We start from the raw sequence: 18153 nt of genomic DNA on the forward strand, positions 1-18153 counted from the left end.
ATGACCGTTCTCCGGGGCCTCCCGCTTCTCTTCAGCGGAAAGGACGATGAACGATGCAACGATCGACCCGGCGGATGACCGCCCTTCCGCGGCAGGCAGCGATTCCTTATTTGTTCATAATGCCGTGGATTATCGGGTTTCTCGCTTTTACATTAGGACCGCTCGTGTTCTCGCTTGTCATCAGCTTCTATGAATGGCCGATTGTCGGCGAGAAGACCTTCGTAGGCATAGCCAACTACGTGGAGATGTTCCGGGGCGACCCTCTCTTCTGGACCTCGCTCGGGGTGACGCTCAAGTTCGCGGCGCTGTTCGTGCCGCTCAATATCGGGGTGGCGCTGCTGCTGGCGATTCTGCTGAACCAGCGGGTCCGGGGAAGCGGGTTTTTCCGTTCCGCCTTCTATTTGCCGTCGGTCATCTCCGGCGTGGCGCTGGCCATGATCTGGTCGTGGGTGTTCGATGGGGAATACGGCATTTTGAATTATTTGCTGTCCATCTTCGGGATCGAAGGGCCGAATTGGCTGAATGATCCGACGTGGGCTCCGGTGGCGATGGTCATCGCCAGCCTGTGGGGACAAGGCACGATGATGCTGATCTTCCTCGCCGGGCTCAAAAATATCCCGAAGGATCTGTACGAGGTGTCTGCCATCGACGGCGCGGGACGCTGGACGCAATTCGTGCGCATTACGCTGCCGATGCTCAGCCCCACGATCTTGTTCAATCTCATTACGACCATCATCGCGGCATTCCAGCAATTGACGCTGGCGCTGGTCATGACGGGCGGGGGACCGTTGAACTCCACTTATTTCTATGCCATGTACATGTATGAGAACGCCTTCAAATATTCGAAAATGGGGTACGCCTCCGCCAACGCATGGTTCATGTTCATCATCGTGCTGGTGCTGACGGCGCTTGTCTTCCGCTCTTCATCGGCCTGGGTCTACTACGAAGGGGAAATGAGGAAAGACAAATGAGAGAAACGCGCATGAAATCGGTTGTCGTCTATAGTCTGCTGTTGTTGTTCTCGCTGCTGTTCCTTGCGCCCTTCTATTGGATGATCACGACGGCGGTCAAGACGCCCGAAGAGCTATATCTGTTTCCGCCGAAATGGATTCCGTCCGTGTTCCAATGGGATAATTTCGCCAAGGCGTGGCAATCGCAGCCGTTCGGCACCTACCTGAACAATTCGCTTATCGTGACGGGGCTGTCGCTTATCGGGCAGCTGCTCTCTTCGTCGCTGGTCGCCTACGGCTTCGCGCGCTTTCACTTCCGCGGCAAAGATGCGCTGTTCCTGATTCTGCTCGCATCGATGATGATTCCGTGGGAGGTCACGATGATTCCGCTCTATATGGAATTCAATGCGCTCGGCTGGATCAACACGCTGAAGCCGCTCATCGTGCCGGCCTGGTTCGGGTCGCCGTTCTTTATTTTTCTGCTGCGGCAGTTCATTATGGGCATCCCGACCGAGCTGGAGGAGGCAGCCCGCATCGACGGCGCCAACCCGGTGCAGATTTTCCTGCGGCTGATCGTTCCGCTGCTGCGGCCGGCGCTTATTCTGGTCGGGGTGTTCCACATCTTGAGCAGCTGGAACGACTATCTTGGCCCGCTTATCTTCCTGAACGATCAGACCAAGTATACGCTGACGCTCGGGTTATCGCAATTCCGGGGCATGTTCGGCGTCGATATGGTCTCCATCATGGCCGTAACCTTCCTCATCTGCCTTCCGCCGCTCGCGGCCTTTTTCCTGGCGCAGCGCTACATCGTTGAAGGAATTGCGACGACCGGCATCAAAGGCTGAGTCATGGAAGGATATGAAAATAAAGGGGGAGATCCGGTGTGAATCGGGCGCGGCTATCCGAGTTATGCTTATTGATTACGGCTCTCATCTGGGGATCGACCTTCCTTATCGTGCAGAGAGCGCTTGATGATGTATCTTCCCTGGCGTTCAACGCGGCGCGCTTCGCCGGAGCGGCTCTGCTGTTCCTGCTGATGATGCTGGCGAGCGGCCGCCTCCGCAAAGCGCGGTGGAACCGCAGGCTGCTCCTTCACGGGACTGTGCTCGGCCTGTGGCTGTTCGGCGCTTTCTCGCTGCAGACGGCCGGCCTCCAGTATACGACCTCGACGAATACCGGCTTCATTACCGGCATGTCGGTCGTCTTCGTGCCGTTCGCTTCGCTGTTGATCGCGAAGCAGCGCCTGTCGGCCGCCACCTGGATGGCGGCGGGGGCGGCCTTCGCCGGACTGTATCTGCTCGCGGTGGACGGCGGCAGCCTGTCCTTGAACCGCGGGGATATCCTCGTCTTCTTCGGGGCGGTCTGCTTCGCTCTTCATATCGCGGTGACGGCTTTGTATGCGCCCCGGTATGAGACGATGCCGCTCGTCACCGTTCAGTTCGCTACGGTGGGCGTGCTCGCCGCGCTGCTCTCGGGCCTGACCGAGACGGCGGCCCCGCTCGGCGAACGGCTGGCCGGCTTCGCGAAGCCGGAGGTGCTGTTCGCCCTGCTCGTGTCCGTCCTGCTCTCGACGGGCTTCGCGTACTGGGCGCAGACCTGGTGCCAGCAGCATACTTCCGCGGCGCGGGTGGCGATTATCTTCGCCACCGAGCCGGTGTTCGCCGCCTTGACCGGCGTCATCTTCGCCGGCGAGCGGCTCGGCTGGTCCGCCGTGCTGGGCTGCGCGCTCATTCTCGGCGGCATGCTCTACGCCGAGCTGGCGGATCGCCGCCCGCCGGACGAGCAGCCGCAGCGGAAGCCGGACGCGCCGCCGCGCGGCGGGGACGGGTGCCCGCGCCAGGACAGCGGCCGGCGCAGTTCTTGACGGCGAGACGGTAGATCCGCCGCCGGACAGGCCGGGACAGGCCGGCCGAGCGGAGGCGTGGGAGGCAGGGCCTGGCCTGAACGCAAGAGGGGCTGTCCCATCAGCAGTGTTTCGCGCTGCAGTGATGAGACAACCCCCTCTTTCTCCAAGCTTGGCTTGCCGAAATAATGCAAAAATACAGCTTTCCATTATGAGGTTTCGCCCGTTACAGGGATTCCTGCAAAACTGCAGGAATTTCAGGCTGTACCATAAATAGAGCGCAGGAATCGAGCAAAATAATGCACTTTTGCAGGAATTTACTCAAATACGGGCACAAATAGCGTAAATTCCTGCATTCGCGCAGGATTTCATTTCATCAGCTCCGTCTTACAGCCTCGTCTCACAACAGCCTGGTCTCAACCCGTCCATATTCCACCGCTTTTCCCTCCGCCGTCTTCCTGCCTCTATATTATCTGTACATCCCGTCTTGCCCCGCATCCTTGTGCATTGCCTAGGGGACAGCCTTTTGTCGGATCGAGTATCGTGTTATGAGAGCGGCTCAATGCAAGCGGGATCGTCCGTCTTCGCATTGCCTACCCGCTTGTGCACCGGGTAAGCGCGAAGCTCATCGGCCGGATAGGGCCGCAGAAGCGGATCCAGCCGCAGCGTGTCGGTCGTGCCGCGGTCGAGCCACATCGTCATCTGCTCGGGCGGCACGATGACAGGCATCCGGTCATGTATCGGAGCCATCAGCTCGTTCGGTTCGGTGGTGATGATTGTGCAGGTGCTTACTTTGCGCCCTTCGGCATCGAACCAGGTGTCGTACAAGCCGGCGAACTGGAAGAGACCGCCGTCCCGCCTTACGATCCGGATCGGCTGCTTCGTGCCGTCCGGCTCCGTTCTCCATTCGTAGAAGCCGTCCGCCGGAATGAGGCAGCGCTTGCGCTCGAACGGAAGGCGGAAGGCCGGCTTGCTGCGCAGCGTCTCGGCGCGGGCGTTCATGGTCCGCCAGCCGATCTTCTCGTCCTTGGCCCAGGAGGGGATCAGCCCCCAGCGGAGCGGGCCGATTCTCAGCTTCGCCCCGTCATGGATGACGGCCGGGATGGGCTGTCCCGGAGCGATATTGAAGCGGGGCCCGTAAGAGATCAGGGCCGCAGCCGCATCCTCCTCCAGCGCATAATAGGCGAGCAGCTCCTCCAAGCTCACCGTCAATGAGTATCTCCCGCACATGCTTCTCCCCTCCCAAATTTTATTGGTAGATTTCATTATACTCGATTTTTCTAGGTTATCCAAAAGCCGACGTTTCGAGCGATCTAATATATTTTTCGTATCTTCTTCCGCTTCTCTGAACCCGAGCGAGTGAATAACTTGTCGTTCCTGCAAAATTTCAGACCTTTTTACAAATCGACATGGGGTGTCATGAAGACCTACCTCAGTGCACCAAAATATCTAGTTAATATTAATATGGTCACCATCACCAAACTAAGTCTTTTGGTGTATAATATTGGGTAAATTAACCTATACGATATAAGAAAGGGGTATCATTTTGCAAGAAGTAAAAAACAAGAAAAAGATGTATACGCAATGGTGGTTTTGGGTCATCATCATACTTTTAATTTTCGGCTACCTTATTTCTCTTAGTTATAAAAACGTTGAAACTCCGTCAGAGAAGCAAGTTACCGAAGTTGTCTCCAATAATGAGACCATAACAAGCGAGAAGGCTCCAGAAAGTAATACTGAACCTGTAGCTGCTGAACCTAAAAAGAAGATGGTTGAAATAACATTTGATAACAAAATTACCATTGACGACAAGAAGGTTGTTTTTTTAGGAGAAACGAACTTACAAGATGGAGCTGTCCTCCACTACGTTGTTTATAACGATTCAAACGACATTAATCAAGAAGAGGGTAAAATTCAGGTTAAGACGGGGAAATTTAAACACACAGTTGATATTTCCTCATATGCAAATGGAAATATAACTGCCAAACTTACATTTTACCCATCTCTACAATCAGAGAAAATCATAGAAATTTACGGTTCAGCTGGTGAATACATAACCGGGGAAAGAGTTACGGAAGCCTTTTCGGGCAAAATCATTTCTTTTCAAGAAAGTTATTTGAAATCTGTTCCTATTGCGCTTAAAGGATCGGGTGATACGGCCACAGATATGTTTAGTTTGAACCAAGGTTATGCTATTGTTAAGGCTTCACATACTGGAAGTTCAAATTTTATCCTGCATTTATTAGACCAGGCAGGAAAGAAAATTTCATTGGTTAATGAAATTGGAAATTACGATGGTTCTACGTTTTCCCTAATCAAGAATGAAGGTAAGCATCTCCTTAATGTAAAAGCTGATGGTCCTTGGAGCATTGAAGTTTCACAATCGCCCACTTCTGAGGCAAAAGACGCTCCTGCATCATTCACCGGCCAAGGTGATGATGTCGTTTTCGTTAATCTAAAAAGTGGCCTCACTAAATTTTCTTCTGAACACCTAGGTAAATCCAATTTTATTGTCAAGGTAAATGGTTCTTCGATAGTAAATGAAATAGGTCATTATTCCGGTTCATCAGCTAATAGTGTTCAGGATGATGGGTTATATATTATAAGCATACGGGCAGATGGTAAGTGGAGTATTACTGTAGAACAATAATCCTCACAGCTAAAATTTGAAATGCCCCCTACTTCATCCCGATAATTCGATAGATATGAGGGGGCATTTTTTGGTGCATAGAGAACAAACGTTTAATATGGTTACTAGACTTTCCTTTCAATGATAAGTGTGGAAATCCATTTAGAATAGACGTCTCCAATGGCCGCGCCCGGCTCGGCCAGACCTGGACCTGGCCGGTGCCCGCCGCTTACGCCTGGATGGAGGACTTGCGGAGAGCCGCCACCAGATGATCGGTATATCTCCCCAGCCTCTTGCTCATATCGGCCCGCATATATTCCCGCGTAATGAGGAAGCTGCCCTCATGGCCGCGGCAGGTATAAGGGTACGTAATCGCCTGGCCGTCATGCTCCCCGGCGAAGAGATGGATGTTCTTCTCCAGCATGGCGCGTCCCGCCTTGGATAAATCCCGGTCAATATGCTGCGCAAGAACCTGGGCGGCCTGGGCATACAGCGGCTTCAGCGTTTCGGAGGAGCGCTCGATGTCCCGGATTTTCCGGGTCACCATCGTCTGCAAATGGGAGAGCATGACATAGTTTTTCATCAGCTCCAGCTCTTCCTGCTTCGGAGGGGAGGGCGGAACAGGGGGAGCAGGCTGATCGAGGTCCACGCGGCGGTTCAACAGCGCTTCCTTATGCTGGGGAAGCATCATTCTGCTCGATTCCCACAGACCGTTTTTTTGGAGTTTTTTGCTCATTTATAATGCCCCCCGATTTTGGCTGCTCTGTCTGCTGCCTGACCGGCGGCGGTCAGGGAGGAGGCGCGGACGATCGCCGCATTGCCGTACCGTTCCTTGATGCCGTCCGTCGCTCTCTCCAATGCTCTCGCTTTTTCCTGATCCTCGAACAGGGTAAGCTGATACAGCTGATCGTCCACCAGCTTGCTTAGCATGATGCCGGCGCGGCGGACCGGCCTGCGGTTCCAAAACGTATAGAAAAGCTGCTTGGCCGCGGCAAATACTTTGTTCGTATTATTCGTCGGATCCGGCATCGTCATTTGGCGGGAGAACCCGGTCGGCGCTTCGTACGGGCTGCACATGCAGCTGACGGTAACCACCGAGCCCATATATCCTTTGCGCCGGCAATCCCGGCAGACTTCCTCCGTAAGCTCGAGAAGAATCGTATCCACTTCCGATTCCGTGGCGTAGTCCCGGGGCAAGGTCATCATATGGCCGACCGATTGCGGCGGGGTGCGGAACGTGTCCGGGGAGACGGGGCTGTCATCGAGGCCGTTGGCGGTGCGCCACATCACTTCCGCATGAATATCCGACTGCTTGCCGAAGCGGGCGCGGAATTTATCTTTGAGCTGCGGCAGCGGGGTTCTGGCGATATCTCCGATAGTCGTCATGCCCAGGCGGGCAAAATGGGCCGTCATGCGGGAGCCGACACCGAACATTTTGTTGACCGGCTGAGGCCACAGCAGCCTCTCGATGTCGGAGGGAGCGAGGGCGAAGATGCCCTCTTTGTTTTTCTTGGCCCATATATCCGTTGCCATCTTGGCCAACATTTTATTGGAGCTGATCCCGATCCGGACCCATACTCCGGTCTGCTCGAGCACGCTGCGCTGAATCTCTCTGGCCATGGTTACAGGGTCACCGAACAGCGTCCGGCTCCCGGTCACATCGAGAAATTGCTCATCGACGCTGAACGTCTCGACGAGATCGGTGAATTGTTCATAAATTTGCGTAATGAGCAGCGAGACGTCAATATAATGCTGCATGCGGGGGCGCATCACGATCAGGCGAGGGCACTTGTTCAGGGCTTCCCCAAGCCGTTCCGCCGTAGTGACTCCATAGCTTTTGGCTATCGGGCAAGCGGCCAGAATGATTCCCGATCGGCGCGCGGGATCCCCGGACACAACGAGCGGCATCTGTTTATATTCCGGGTGATCCGCTTTTTCCACGCTGGCATAGAAGCTTTGGCAGTCCGCCAAAAAGATAATCCGTTCCTTGCTTCCGCTCAATGTAACCACCTCAACCAATCGAGTCTAAAAAATAAGAACATGCATTCGTGTTTATTATATACCGAACATATATTCTCTATGCAAATGAAGTTTATGGAATCGGATGGCGGTCCGCGCCGATACACAATAATACCGCCGGTTTGCCGGAGCTTCGTTCCGATAAGCGGCGGTATGGGGCGTGCGGGCGGAGCGGATGCCGTTCCGCCGCCTGTGATGCGGCTCAGCTGTCTGCTGTCCCCTCCGGATCATCCGGGTCGGCAGAGATATGCAAATAGCGCTGCAGCAGGCTCTTCACCTCGGCCCGGATCAGGCCGCCAAGCATGTAGAAGGAGCGGTGGTACCCCCGGCACACGTACTGCACGCGCACGCCGTGCTCCAGCCGTTCCTCGGATACGATCTTAATCCCGCGGCTTCGGAACTGCTTGCGGATGCGGAACAGATCGGAGGCGGCGTCGTCCTGCGCCTGGCGCAACCCCTGGATATAAATTTCTCCCATCTTCAGCCCCGACACGGCAATGCGGCCGATATCGCGCTCGAGCACGTCGAGGACGAGGGTCTGAAGGATATACTGCTTCACCAGCAGGGCGTCTTCCCCGTCATGAGGCGGAGGCCCGCTTGTCGCGGACAATAAAGTCATACCGGGTTCCTCCTTGCGTAACGTTCATCTATGCAGCGCCCCCGATTGGAAATCGCGGGGGCCGCGGAAAGATTGATAACCTCATTATACGAACTTATGTTCTATTTTATAACCAATATAGCGAACAAACATTCTGGTTTCAATGGGTAAATGATGGTGGAAGGGAGCAAAATGGTTTACAATAAGAACAGAAGAAAGGAAAGAGCCGGGATGGAAGAAGGAGGGACAGGAATGAAGATTACGCTGCATCGCGGGGAGATATTATTCCGCCAAGGCGATCCGGGGACGTACCTGTACCGGATCATGAGCGGCGTGTTCAAAGTAACCCGGCTGCATGAGAACGGGAACATCGTGCTGTTCAATATATTGTATCCGGGCGAGATGGTGCCGCATCATTCCCTTATCTCCCCGAAGGATTGCCATGGGACGGCGACGGCCATGGTAACCAGCACGGTAGAGCGGATGGAAGCGGAGGCGTGGTACGAGGAGCTGCGGAACAATTCCGGCAAGGCGCTCGAAGTGGCCAAGCTGCTCCAGGAGAAGCTCCGCTTCATGCAGCAGCGGCTCGATCATCTGACGATCGGATCGCCTGCCGAGCGGCTGGCGCTGCTGACCCGGTGGCTGGACACCATGACGAACAAGACCCCGCTTACGGACATGCTGACGCAGGAGGAGATCGGGCAGCTCATCGGAGTCCGGCGCGAGACGGTCAATCGTCTGCTCCGGCAGGGCGCCAATTCCATGACGAAGCGATGAACGGCTTTTTCATGTCATGGGACATTCCGGGAAGCTCATATGAGTAGGAAGTGAAGCGTTATTTATTCACTTGATAAAGGAGGTACCGAGCATTATGGACAACGAGCAAGCGCTTGGCTGGGCCGAACCGGCAGCGAGGCCGTCCGCATGCGGGCCGGGACCGTATTCCCAGGAGCGGGTCTATATTCCGTACCGCGGTCCGTTCGATCCTTGCCCGCCGCTGCCCTACAAGACCTATGTCCTGCCGCCGAATCTGTTCATTACGTTTCAGCCCCCGAATTTGCCGCAATTCCCGCCGCCGCAGGCGCTGCGGTGCGGAACGCTGTGGCCGGCATTATTCAGCCCTTATCGGCCGAAGGGCAGACGGGAGGAGGGAACGGCTTGAGCACACATGGCACGCACCCGTTCTGCACTCGGGAGTATTATGACAGCCTGCTGCAGCTGCAGGAAATCGATTTTGTGCTGGTCGAGCTGAATCTGTATCTGGATACGCATCCCGAAGACAATCAGGCCATCCAGCAGTTCAATCACTATGTTCATGAACGGATGAAGGTAGCGAGGCAGTTCCAGGAGAAGTTCGGCCCTCTTCAGGTGGGCGGCTTCTATTCGAAATGCCCTTGGTCCTGGACAGACACGCCGTGGCCGTGGCAGGTGTAACGGAAGCCCCGGGGAAGAAGGGGAACCAACGTTAGGAGGGAAGCGGCATTGTGGGTATATGAGAAAAAGCTTCAATATCCGGTTCGCGTCAGCAAATGCGATCCGCGCATGGCTAAGCTGCTGCTGGAGCAGTACGGCGGAGCCGATGGGGAACTGGCGGCGGCGCTTCGCTACTTGAATCAGCGCTATTCGATTCCGGATAAGGTTATCGGCTTGCTTACCGATATCGGGACGGAAGAATTCGCCCACCTGGAAATGATTGCCACCATGGTATACAAGCTGACCAAGGACGCGACGCCGGAGCAATTGGAAGCGGCCGGGCTCGCGGCCCATTATGTCAACCATGACAGCGCGCTGTACTATCAAAATGCGGCCGGGGTCCCGTGGACGGCGACCTATATTCAGGCGAAGGGCGATCCAATCGCCGATTTGTACGAGGATATCGCCGCCGAGGAGAAGGCCCGCGCGACGTATCAATGGCTGATCGATATGACGGATGATGTGGATTTGCAGGACGGACTGAAATTTTTGCGGGAACGGGAAGTCGTCCATTCGCTCCGGTTCAGGGAAGCAGTGGAGATTTTGAAGGAACAGCGGGATGCGAAGAAGATATTTTAACACGATAAGGTGAAGCCGGTGCCGCCAAGGACGCCGGCTTTTGTTTCACGCAAATGGACACAATAACGACAAGAGATGATGTGAAAAAAATGTTAAAATATTCAGTCCATATTGACAAGAATAAACATCTATGGGAATATTGTTTCTGCGTATGACAAAAAGTAGAAAACAGACGATATTGAAGAAAATTATATTATGTTTCATGTTTTTACATAATATTCAATTTAATCAGAGAGGTGGCTTGCCGGTTTGGGTGTCAAGGAACTGGAACTCGTCATTCCGCCCATTGTTGGGTATCAGTATGTGGCCTACCCCCTATGCACGGCGCTCGCCCGCGAAGAGGCGCTGCCGTGGTTCTACAGCAATTTCATTCACCTTTATTGCCATCAGGATCTGGAAGGAGAACGCGCTTCCCAATCCGTGCCGCTCACATTTTACGGCGAGGATTTCATGCGGTGTCCGTGGCTGATTACACAAAAACTGGAACGGGAATTCGTGCTTGATTCACAGCCGGGAATTGTCGAATTTTTGGTAAATAGTATCAATTCGGGTTATACGATTTCTCTCTATGTCGACGAGTTCTATATCCCCCGCAGACGCGTGTACCGCCAGATGCACTACGCCCACGATATTCTGGTCTACGGGTACGATGACGGCAAGAGGGCCTTCTTCGTGCTCGGCTATGACGAGGAGATGCAGTTCCGCAAGACGCTCGTCCCGTTTCATGAAATGGAGCAAGGTTTCCAGCATCTCGAATGGACGGACCGCTACGAAGAGCAAATCTATTTGTACAAATTCAATAGAGCGGGAAGCTACAGCCTCGATCCCGCATTCATCCAAGAATCGCTGGAACAATATCTTTCCGGCTGCGATGTCTCCCGGCCCCGCCGGGGAACGGCCGATCCGTTGGATCTGGCCTTCGGCGTCAACGTATATCCCGCATTAATCCGCAATATGCCGGCCCTGGTGCGCAAACGCGATATCAGGCCCATCCACATTTTGTGGGAGCATAAAAAAACGATGGGAATGCGCATCGATTATTTATGCGGGCGCCAGCTTCTTGCACCGGCATTTATGGGGTGCTTCCGGCCGATAGAAGAGCGAGCCTTGACTCTGCGGCATGTGCTGATGAAGTACGCCTTGACCGGGGATGATGCCGTTCTGAACAAAGGAATCGACGAGATGACTTCTCTTATGGACAGCGAAAAGCAGATCCTGGAGTCCGTCGCGGAAGCGCTGGGACACCGTATTGCTCCTCAACCATCCGTAACTTAACCGATTGGAGGTCATTTCTCTGGAAGCGTCCAAGCTGTATCCGTTGACACATCCGCAAAAGCGAATTTGGTATGTGGAAAACATATACCCGGGCACGAGCATTCACAACATCGGAGGACTCATCAAAATTTACGGCCCTGTTGATTTTCAATTGCTGGAGGAATCCATCAATCTGTTCGTCAAGCACAACGACGCCATCCGCATTCGGCTCGTCGAACGGGACGAGGCGGTGTGGCAGACCGTGACCGCGTATCGAAGAAGAACGTTTCCGTTCATCGACTTTACGGCCCGTTCCTCGGATGCCGGTGTCGATGCCTGGGTCAGCGCGGAGTTTGCCAAGCCGCTGCCGCTGGACGGGGAATTTCTGCACGAGTTTGCGCTCGTAAAAATTAGCGAGACGGAAAGCGCATATCTGACGAAAGTCCATCATATGATTTCCGACGGATGGTCTTTTCAATTGATGACCACGCATATCAACCAAATTTATACGCAGTTAATGCAGGAACAGACGGTTGGGCTGAAAGACCGGCCCAGTTACTTAGACTACATCGAACAAGAGCAGGCCTATTTATCGTCTTCCCGCTTCGCGAAAAATAAACACTACTGGCTGAAAAAATTCGAGAACGTCCACGACGTTGCCTTGCAAGCGACGGCAAGCTGCACGGCAGGCAAACGTCAACAATTCCGAATCGGCCCGAAAACTTCAGAAGCCATTCGCTCCTTCGTACAGACGCATCGAATATCGCTGAACACCTTTTTTATCGCAACGATGCTCATTTACCTCCACAAAGCAACTCATCAAAACCGCATCATGATAGGCACGCCTGTATTGAATCGCACCGGAGTCAAGGAAAAAAACACATTCGGCATGTTTACCAGCACGATGCCGTTCCTGGCTGACATCGAGGACGATGCGTCATTCTCCACGCTCATACATAACATCAATCACGAACTCATCCAATGTTATTTCCATCAGAAATATCCTTACAACTTGCTCGTGCAGGACCTTCAGCTTCACAAACGGGGACTGGATCAATTATTTCAGGTATGCGTGAACTACTACAATACCGCATTCGATCAGAGCTTCGGCCCCGGATGGAAAATGCAGCAAATCGAAGCCCATAACGGCAACCAATTGTATCCCTTGCAGCTCATTATCACCGAATGGTCGCCGAATGAAGGGCTGGAGCTGTATTTCGATTATAAAACTGGCGATTATACGGATTCGCACATCGAGGAGATGTACCGCCGCCTGCATTATATAGCGGATCAAGCCGTAAGCCGTCCGGAGGCCGCCATCCGCGATATGCAGCTGCTGCTGCCGGGGGAGCGCGTGGAGCTGCTGTACGCCTGCAACCGGACGGACCGTGAATTTCCCGCGACCGCAACGATATTGCAGCTCTTCGAAGAACAAGTCGAACGGACGCCGGACCGCGTCGCCGTCGCCTGCGGCGGACAGTCGCTGACGTATGGCGAACTGAACGAACGGGCGAACCGGCTGGCCCGAACGCTGCTGAAGAGCGGAATCGGCCCGCATACGCCTGTGGCCGTCATGGGGCGGCACTCGCTCGCGCTCGTGGTCGGGATATGGGCGGTCATCAAGGCGGGAGCCGCGTATCTTCCGATTGACCCCGATTACCCGCAGGAACGGATCGAATATATATTGCGGGACAGCGGGGCTTCTCATCTGCTGACGCACGGCAGCGAATGGGATCGCTTGTCGTATGAAGGAGCCGTTATCGACCTCGATGACGAACGGATGTACGAAGCCGAGGGGAGCAATCTCCCGGCCCAGGGATCGGCAGACGATTTGGTCTATATCATATATACCTCGGGTTCCACGGGGAATCCGAAAGGAACGATGATCGAGCACCGCGGCTTGGTGAACTATATTTGGTGGGCCAGCAAGACGTATCTTCGCGCCTCCGACGAAGTTTTTGCCCTCTATTCTTCGATTGCATTCGATTTGACGGTGACTTCCATCTTTACGCCGTTAATCAGCGGCCATCGGATCGAGATCTATGAGGATGACGGGAACGAGTTCATTATTCATCGCATATTGCGCGACAACAAGGCGACGGTCATCAAGCTGACCCCGGCGCATCTGGCGCTGATCAAAGACGTCGATTTGAGCGCATCCGCCGTCCGGACATTTATCGTGGGCGGCGAGGATTTGAAATGCGCGCTCGCCCGCCACATTCACGAACAGGCCTGCGGCGGAATCGACATCTACAACGAATACGGACCGACCGAGACGGTGGTCGGGTGCATGATTTACAAGTTCGATCCGGAACGGGACAAAGGATCATCGGTGCCGATCGGGCAGCCGATTGACAATGTGCAAATTTATTTGCTCGATCAGAGGCTGGAGCCGGTCCCGAATGGGACGGTTGGCGAACTCTATATTTCCGGGGACGGCGTCGCCCGCGGCTACTTGCATAGACCGGAACTGACGCGGGAGCGTTTCGTGGACAACCCGTTCCTGTCCGGCAAGAAAATGTACCGGAGCGGCGACTTGGCCATGCGCCATCATCATGGCGATATCGGGTATCTGGGACGAATCGATCACCAGGTGAAAATAAAAGGGTACCGGATTGAAATGGGGGAAATCGAGCATCGACTGCTTGCTCTGGCCCCGATTGAAGATGCGGTCGTCGTGGATTGGACCGGGGAGGACGGGCAGCAGCAGCTTGTCGCTTATTTTGTTGCGGAGGGGCGAATCTCCGTTCTGGAACTGCGGATGAAGCTGGCGGAGGTGCTGCCGTCCTACATGATTCCGGCCTATTTTGTCCGGCTCGATCAACTGCCGCTTACGCCGAACGGCAAAGTCGATCGCCGGCTTTTGCCCGCTCCGGAACAGGCCCCTGAACAGAACGATGGGGAAGCATCCGGTCATATTGCGGCCTTATTGACGGATATTTTCAAGGACGTGCTGCAGGCGGAGAACATCGGAGCCCGCGACAATTTTTATCACATGGGCGGCGATTCGATCAAAGCGATCCAGATTGCGTCGCGGGTGACCGCCGCTGGGTACAGGCTAAAGGTTCAACAGATTTTGAGCTACCCGGTTATCCACGAGCTGGCGGCGCTAATCGAAATGAATCATTTTGAACCGATTGCGCAAGGCCCGTGCACAGGGGCGGTCAAGCCGCTGCCGATCACGACCTGGTTTTTCCGCCAACAATGGAGCAATCCGCACTACTATGCCCAATCTGTTCTCGTTCGCTTGAAGCAGGCGGTCACGGAGGCGCAGCTCCAAGAAGCGTTATACAGGCTAATCCAGCATCATGACGCCTTGAGGCTGCAGGTTAACGAAGCGGCCGGAAGCCTGGAATACCGGCCTGTGGAGCGGGATGACGTGGAGATTGCCTGCTGCGATCTCACCTGCCACTCGGAGGAGGAACGGTCCGCGGAGTTGAAGAAGCGCGCCGAGTCGTTCAAAGCGAGTATGCGGCTTGGACAAGGTTTGCTGTTTAAATCGCTTTTATTTGAGGAAGGCGTTCAGGGACAGCGTCTTTTGCTGACGGCGCATCATTTGGTCATCGATGGGGTATCTTGGCGTATTTTGCTGGAAGACCTCGACCGGGTGCTGCAATCGATGTTGGGCGGCCCAAGCTTGCCATTGCCGGGCAAAACGCATTCCGTCCAGGCTTGGGCGGATGCGATCGAAGCGTACAGCCGCGAGCGGGCGCTCGAACATTTGGCCTACTGGCAGTCGGTCACAACCGAGGCGGAAGACAGCTTGCAACCCGACTTCCCCGCAGCCGACGATCGGCATCCCGCATGCGGCACGCTGGTCAGGGAACTGTCCAAGGAAGAGACGCGCAGGCTCCTGCGGGAGGCGAATGCCCCGTTCCGCACGCAAACAAGCGATCTGCTGGTCGCTTCCCTGGCTATGGCGCTTGGCGGCTTCACCGGCAAGGAGAACATCACGATCGAGTTGGAAGGGCATGGGCGCGAGGAGTTGTTCGACAACATGGACGTGTCCAGAACGGTGGGCTGGTTCACTTCGATGTATCCGGTCAACCTCCGCCTGCCTGGCACAGAGCCTGCCGGCATCATCAAGAGCGTCAAGGAACAGCTTCGCTCCATTCCGAACAAGGGGATGGACTATGGCATCTTGTCATACTTCGCCGGCCGCATCCCGGAGACGGGCCGGAGCTTGCTTCGCTTCAATTATATGGGGGAGATCGACAATCATCTGCTGAGCCCCGTGCTGGAAATGGCCGATGAGGATACGGGAAGCGACAGCTGCGCGAGCAACCGGCTGTCCTGCTTGGTCGATGTCGTGGCCATCGTCATGGACAGGAAGCTCCAGGTCCGGATGTCCTACAGCACGGCCAAGTTCAAGCGGGAGTCGATGGAGGCGTTCATGGATGCTTTCATGCAGCGGCTGAGCGAAGTGATTCACCTGTGCGCGGAGACGGGGCAGTCCGACTTTACGCCATCTGACTTCGAGACGGTGAAGCTTACCCAAGACGAGCTGGACATTCTCTTCAAATGATGAGGGGGAGAAGGAACGTGATGAAGAGGCTTGCCGTTTATCTGTTTATCGCTGCGCTGCTTGTCCGTCCGGCAGCGCTCGCCGCCGAAGAGGGAGCCCCTGCCCGGCAAGGGCAGCCGGATATAGACGAAGCCGCTATCGAGCGGTTCGTGCAGGCCGAGCTGGAGAAGGCGCAAAGTCCCGGCGCCGCGGTTGTCGTCGTGAGCGGAGATCGGGTGGTCTATGCGAACGGCTTCGGGCTCGCCGACCGGGAGGCCGGGATTCCGGCAACCAGCTCTACCTTGTTTCAATTGGGCTCGACCTCCAAAGCGTTTACCGGCTTGGCCTTGCTGGAACTGGAGCAGCAGGGAGCACTTCGTCTCGACGACCCGGTCGCCCGCTACCTGCCGTGGCTCCAACTGAATTATGAAGGGCAGGCGGTCAAGGTGACGCTCGGCCAACTGCTGCATCATACAAGCGGGGTGCCGTTTGCCTCGATCGCGTCGATTCCGGAGGATTCGGGAGAGCAGGCATTGGAACGCACGGTGCGGGCTTTGTCGGGAAGCGAGCTCGATACCGTTCCGGGAAGCAAGTATCAATACGCCACCATTAATTATGACGTTCTAGGCCTGGTTATCCAGGAAGTATCGGGTATGTCCTACGAGGCTTATATGTCCGGAATGCTGCAGCGGCTGGGACTGCATGACACCATGCCGATGGCGCAGTTGAACGATCGGCAGCGGCTGGCCGCGGGCTACAAGATCGGGTTCGGTTCGCCGCGGCTGTATCAGGCTCCCGATTACAGGGGGAACACGCCTGCCGGCTACCTGGTCGCCAATGCGGACGATATCGGGCGGTGGCTGCTGCTTCAGTTGGGAGCAGCCGGCATATCCCCAAGCGACCGGGCGATAATCGAACGTTCGCACCGGCCCGATACGAACGCGGGGCCCGACGAGAATGGCGCTTCCTATGCCGCGGGGTGGTTTGTGTCAGCCGACGGGAAGGAAATATCGCACCAAGGCTCCAACCCCAACTTCTCGTCCTTTATCATCTTCCGGCCGCAGGAGCGGCTCGGCGTAGGCGTGCTCGCCAATCTCAATTCCGCGTACACGTTTCACATCGGCTCCGGCCTGATGAGTCTGCTGCGGGAACGGGAGCCGCCGCCTGCCCAGGCCGACTTCTACCCGCAGCTCGACCGGATCGCGATGGCGGGGCTGGCGATCATTGCTGTCAGCCTGATCGTGCCGGCGGCGGCCGCGATTCGCATCCCGCTCCAACTGCGCCGCAAGCGGCGAGCCTTCGTCCCGCCGCGGGGAAGGCGGCTCTTCGTCCTCGGCGCCGCAATTCTGACGGCGGGCGCATGCTTCTGGGGAATCGGGAAGCTGCTTGACAAGATCTTTGCGGGCCTGCCGCTCGATGTGGCCGCGGTATGGTGTCCCGTCAGCGTCATCTGGTTGATCTATGCGTTCTGCTTTGCCGCAGGAATCGCGTTCCTGTTCTTTGTCGCGGTTTGGCTGTTGCCTAAGGTAAGGCGTCCGCCCCTGCCCATCCCCGCTGAGGAGGTGAAGTAAATGAAATGCAAGCTGTTTTGCCTGCCCCATGCCGGCGGCTCCGCTACCGTCTACATGCGGTGGAAACGTTACCTCCGCGACGGCATTGAGTTGCATCCCCTGGAGCCGGCCGGCCGGGGCAAAAGGCTTGTTGAGCCCCATTACGAGAGTCTGGATGAAATGATCGGCGATTTATGCGGATGCCTGGAGCGGCAGTTGGACGGTTCCGACTTTGCTTTGTTCGGCCACAGCATGGGAGCGCTTGTCGCCTACGAGCTGACGCATGCCATCAAGCGGAGAATGGGGCGGGAACCCGTTCATCTTTTCGTATCGGGAACCTATCCTCCCCATGCCAAAAAGATCAACATCCTTCATTCGCTGTCCGACGACAGGCTGCGCGAGGAAATCAAGCGGTTGGGAGGAACCGAGGGAGAGCTTCTCGAGCGCGAGGATCTGCTGCGGCTATTTTTGCCGGTGCTGCGCAGAGATTTGCAGTTGGTCGAGACGCACCGCTTTGAGGATAAGCCGGACCGGATTCACTGCGATTTGTCCGTGCTGAGCGGAAAAGAAGACAGGGCCACCGCCGGCTACGACCTGTCGGAGTGGTCGAGATACGGCAGCCGGGCTTGCCGTTTTCATGAATTCGAGGGAGGCCACTTTTTTATTAATGAACATGTCGTTCAGGTGGTGTCGCTCATCAATGATGCATTATGCAGTCCCCTATTTAAGATGTCCGCAAAAAAGGAGCCGTGAA

At 55.6% G+C, this 18153-nt stretch carries 16 protein-coding genes; 12 read left to right on the top strand and 4 right to left on the bottom strand.

The window, feature by feature from the left end; genetic code table 11:
- Positions 1 to 53 precede the first annotated feature (53 nt).
- Genes NNL35_RS13105 through NNL35_RS13115 form a run of 3 tightly spaced genes read left to right on the top strand, consistent with a single transcriptional unit; the run spans position 54 to position 2814 of the window.
- On the top strand, positions 54 to 971 hold the full coding sequence (locus tag NNL35_RS13105) for a carbohydrate ABC transporter permease (protein WP_006675285.1): 918 nt from the start codon (positions 54 to 56) through the stop codon (positions 969 to 971).
- Positions 968 to 1795 carry a carbohydrate ABC transporter permease gene (locus tag NNL35_RS13110; protein WP_006675286.1) on the top strand — a complete coding sequence of 276 codons (828 nt, stop codon included), beginning with the start codon at positions 968 to 970 and terminating at the stop codon, positions 1793 to 1795. The genes NNL35_RS13105 and NNL35_RS13110 overlap by 4 nt, the downstream gene beginning before the upstream one ends.
- A 38-nt stretch (positions 1796 to 1833) precedes the next feature.
- Positions 1834 to 2814, top strand: a complete 981-nt coding sequence (locus NNL35_RS13115; protein ID WP_006675287.1) for a DMT family transporter — start codon at positions 1834 to 1836, stop codon at positions 2812 to 2814.
- A 525-nt stretch (positions 2815 to 3339) separates the two neighbouring features.
- Here NNL35_RS13115 and NNL35_RS13120 read toward each other — a convergent pair.
- Positions 3340 to 4023: an SOS response-associated peptidase gene (locus NNL35_RS13120; RefSeq protein ID WP_006675288.1), complete on the bottom strand. Its 684-nt coding sequence runs from the start codon at positions 4021 to 4023 to the stop codon at positions 3340 to 3342.
- 316 nt (positions 4024 to 4339) lie between these two features.
- Between NNL35_RS13120 and NNL35_RS13125 the strand changes: the two genes are divergently transcribed.
- Positions 4340 to 5443: a hypothetical protein gene (locus NNL35_RS13125; RefSeq protein ID WP_006675289.1), complete on the top strand. Its 1104-nt coding sequence runs from the start codon at positions 4340 to 4342 to the stop codon at positions 5441 to 5443.
- A gap of 208 nt (positions 5444 to 5651) precedes the next feature.
- Here NNL35_RS13125 and NNL35_RS13130 read toward each other — a convergent pair whose 3' ends face one another.
- The 3 genes from NNL35_RS13130 to NNL35_RS13140 all read right to left on the bottom strand — a co-directional run bounded on the left by NNL35_RS13130 (position 5652) and on the right by NNL35_RS13140 (position 8060).
- Positions 5652 to 6158 carry a YhjD family protein gene (locus tag NNL35_RS13130; RefSeq protein WP_006675290.1) on the bottom strand — a complete coding sequence of 169 codons (507 nt, stop codon included), beginning with the start codon at positions 6156 to 6158 and terminating at the stop codon, positions 5652 to 5654.
- Positions 6155 to 7423 carry a DNA polymerase IV gene (locus NNL35_RS13135; RefSeq protein ID WP_006675291.1) on the bottom strand — a complete coding sequence of 423 codons (1269 nt, stop codon included), beginning with the start codon at positions 7421 to 7423 and terminating at the stop codon, positions 6155 to 6157. Before NNL35_RS13135 ends, NNL35_RS13130 begins: the two co-directional genes overlap by 4 nt.
- 220 nt (positions 7424 to 7643) lie before the next feature.
- Positions 7644 to 8060, bottom strand: a complete 417-nt coding sequence (locus tag NNL35_RS13140; RefSeq protein WP_006675292.1) for a YhjD family protein — start codon at positions 8058 to 8060, stop codon at positions 7644 to 7646.
- A gap of 231 nt (positions 8061 to 8291) precedes the next feature.
- Between NNL35_RS13140 and NNL35_RS13145 the strand changes: the two genes are divergently transcribed.
- The 8 genes from NNL35_RS13145 to NNL35_RS13180 all read left to right on the top strand — a co-directional run bounded on the left by NNL35_RS13145 (position 8292) and on the right by NNL35_RS13180 (position 18152).
- Positions 8292 to 8816 (top strand): Crp/Fnr family transcriptional regulator, encoded by a 525-nt coding sequence (locus NNL35_RS13145; RefSeq protein WP_006675293.1) that lies wholly within the window; start codon positions 8292 to 8294, stop codon positions 8814 to 8816.
- Positions 8817 to 8910: 94 nt separating this feature from the next.
- Positions 8911 to 9201 carry a spore coat associated protein CotJA gene (locus NNL35_RS13150; RefSeq protein WP_006675294.1) on the top strand — a complete coding sequence of 97 codons (291 nt, stop codon included), beginning with the start codon at positions 8911 to 8913 and terminating at the stop codon, positions 9199 to 9201.
- The gene (locus NNL35_RS13155; RefSeq protein WP_111155336.1) at positions 9198 to 9473 is read left to right on the top strand and encodes a spore coat protein CotJB; all 276 of its coding nucleotides are present in this window, start codon (positions 9198 to 9200) and stop codon (positions 9471 to 9473) included. Before NNL35_RS13150 ends, NNL35_RS13155 begins: the two co-directional genes overlap by 4 nt.
- Before the next feature lie 48 nt (positions 9474 to 9521).
- Positions 9522 to 10091, top strand: a complete 570-nt coding sequence (locus tag NNL35_RS13160; protein ID WP_006675296.1) for a manganese catalase family protein — start codon at positions 9522 to 9524, stop codon at positions 10089 to 10091.
- 249 nt (positions 10092 to 10340) lie between these two features.
- Complete coding sequence (locus NNL35_RS13165; protein WP_254553394.1) at positions 10341 to 11366, top strand: cysteine peptidase family C39 domain-containing protein; 1026 nt, start codon at positions 10341 to 10343, stop codon at positions 11364 to 11366.
- Positions 11367 to 11370: 4 nt separating this feature from the next.
- Positions 11371 to 15870, top strand: coding sequence for an amino acid adenylation domain-containing protein (locus NNL35_RS13170; protein ID WP_254553395.1), 4500 nt, complete (start codon positions 11371 to 11373; stop codon positions 15868 to 15870).
- A gap of 20 nt (positions 15871 to 15890) precedes the next feature.
- On the top strand, positions 15891 to 17420 hold the full coding sequence (locus tag NNL35_RS13175; RefSeq protein ID WP_254553984.1) for a serine hydrolase domain-containing protein: 1530 nt from the start codon (positions 15891 to 15893) through the stop codon (positions 17418 to 17420).
- Positions 17421 to 18152 carry a thioesterase II family protein gene (locus tag NNL35_RS13180; protein ID WP_111156216.1) on the top strand — a complete coding sequence of 244 codons (732 nt, stop codon included), beginning with the start codon at positions 17421 to 17423 and terminating at the stop codon, positions 18150 to 18152.
- The last annotated feature ends 1 nt before the right edge of the window (position 18153 follow it).

This window comes from Paenibacillus dendritiformis, from assembly GCF_945605565.1.
GTDB lineage: Bacteria > Bacillota > Bacilli > Paenibacillales > Paenibacillaceae > Paenibacillus_B > Paenibacillus_B dendritiformis_A.

Excerpts from the sequence above, each read along its gene's own strand:
- NNL35_RS13105 (WP_006675285.1), top strand. The coding sequence starts at position 54 with ATGCAACGATCGACCCGGCGGATGACCGCCCTTCCGCGGCAGGCAGCG.
- NNL35_RS13110 (WP_006675286.1), top strand. The coding sequence starts at position 968 with ATGAGAGAAACGCGCATGAAATCGGTTGTCGTCTATAGTCTGCTGTTG.
- NNL35_RS13120 (WP_006675288.1), bottom strand. The coding sequence starts at position 4,023 with ATGTGCGGGAGATACTCATTGACGGTGAGCTTGGAGGAGCTGCTCGCC.
- NNL35_RS13130 (WP_006675290.1), bottom strand. The coding sequence starts at position 6,158 with ATGAGCAAAAAACTCCAAAAAAACGGTCTGTGGGAATCGAGCAGAATG.
- NNL35_RS13140 (WP_006675292.1), bottom strand. The coding sequence starts at position 8,060 with ATGACTTTATTGTCCGCGACAAGCGGGCCTCCGCCTCATGACGGGGAA.
- NNL35_RS13145 (WP_006675293.1), top strand. The coding sequence starts at position 8,292 with ATGAAGATTACGCTGCATCGCGGGGAGATATTATTCCGCCAAGGCGAT.
- NNL35_RS13150 (WP_006675294.1), top strand. The coding sequence starts at position 8,911 with ATGGACAACGAGCAAGCGCTTGGCTGGGCCGAACCGGCAGCGAGGCCG.
- NNL35_RS13175 (WP_254553984.1), top strand. The coding sequence starts at position 15,891 with ATGAAGAGGCTTGCCGTTTATCTGTTTATCGCTGCGCTGCTTGTCCGT.
- NNL35_RS13180 (WP_111156216.1), top strand. The coding sequence starts at position 17,421 with ATGAAATGCAAGCTGTTTTGCCTGCCCCATGCCGGCGGCTCCGCTACC.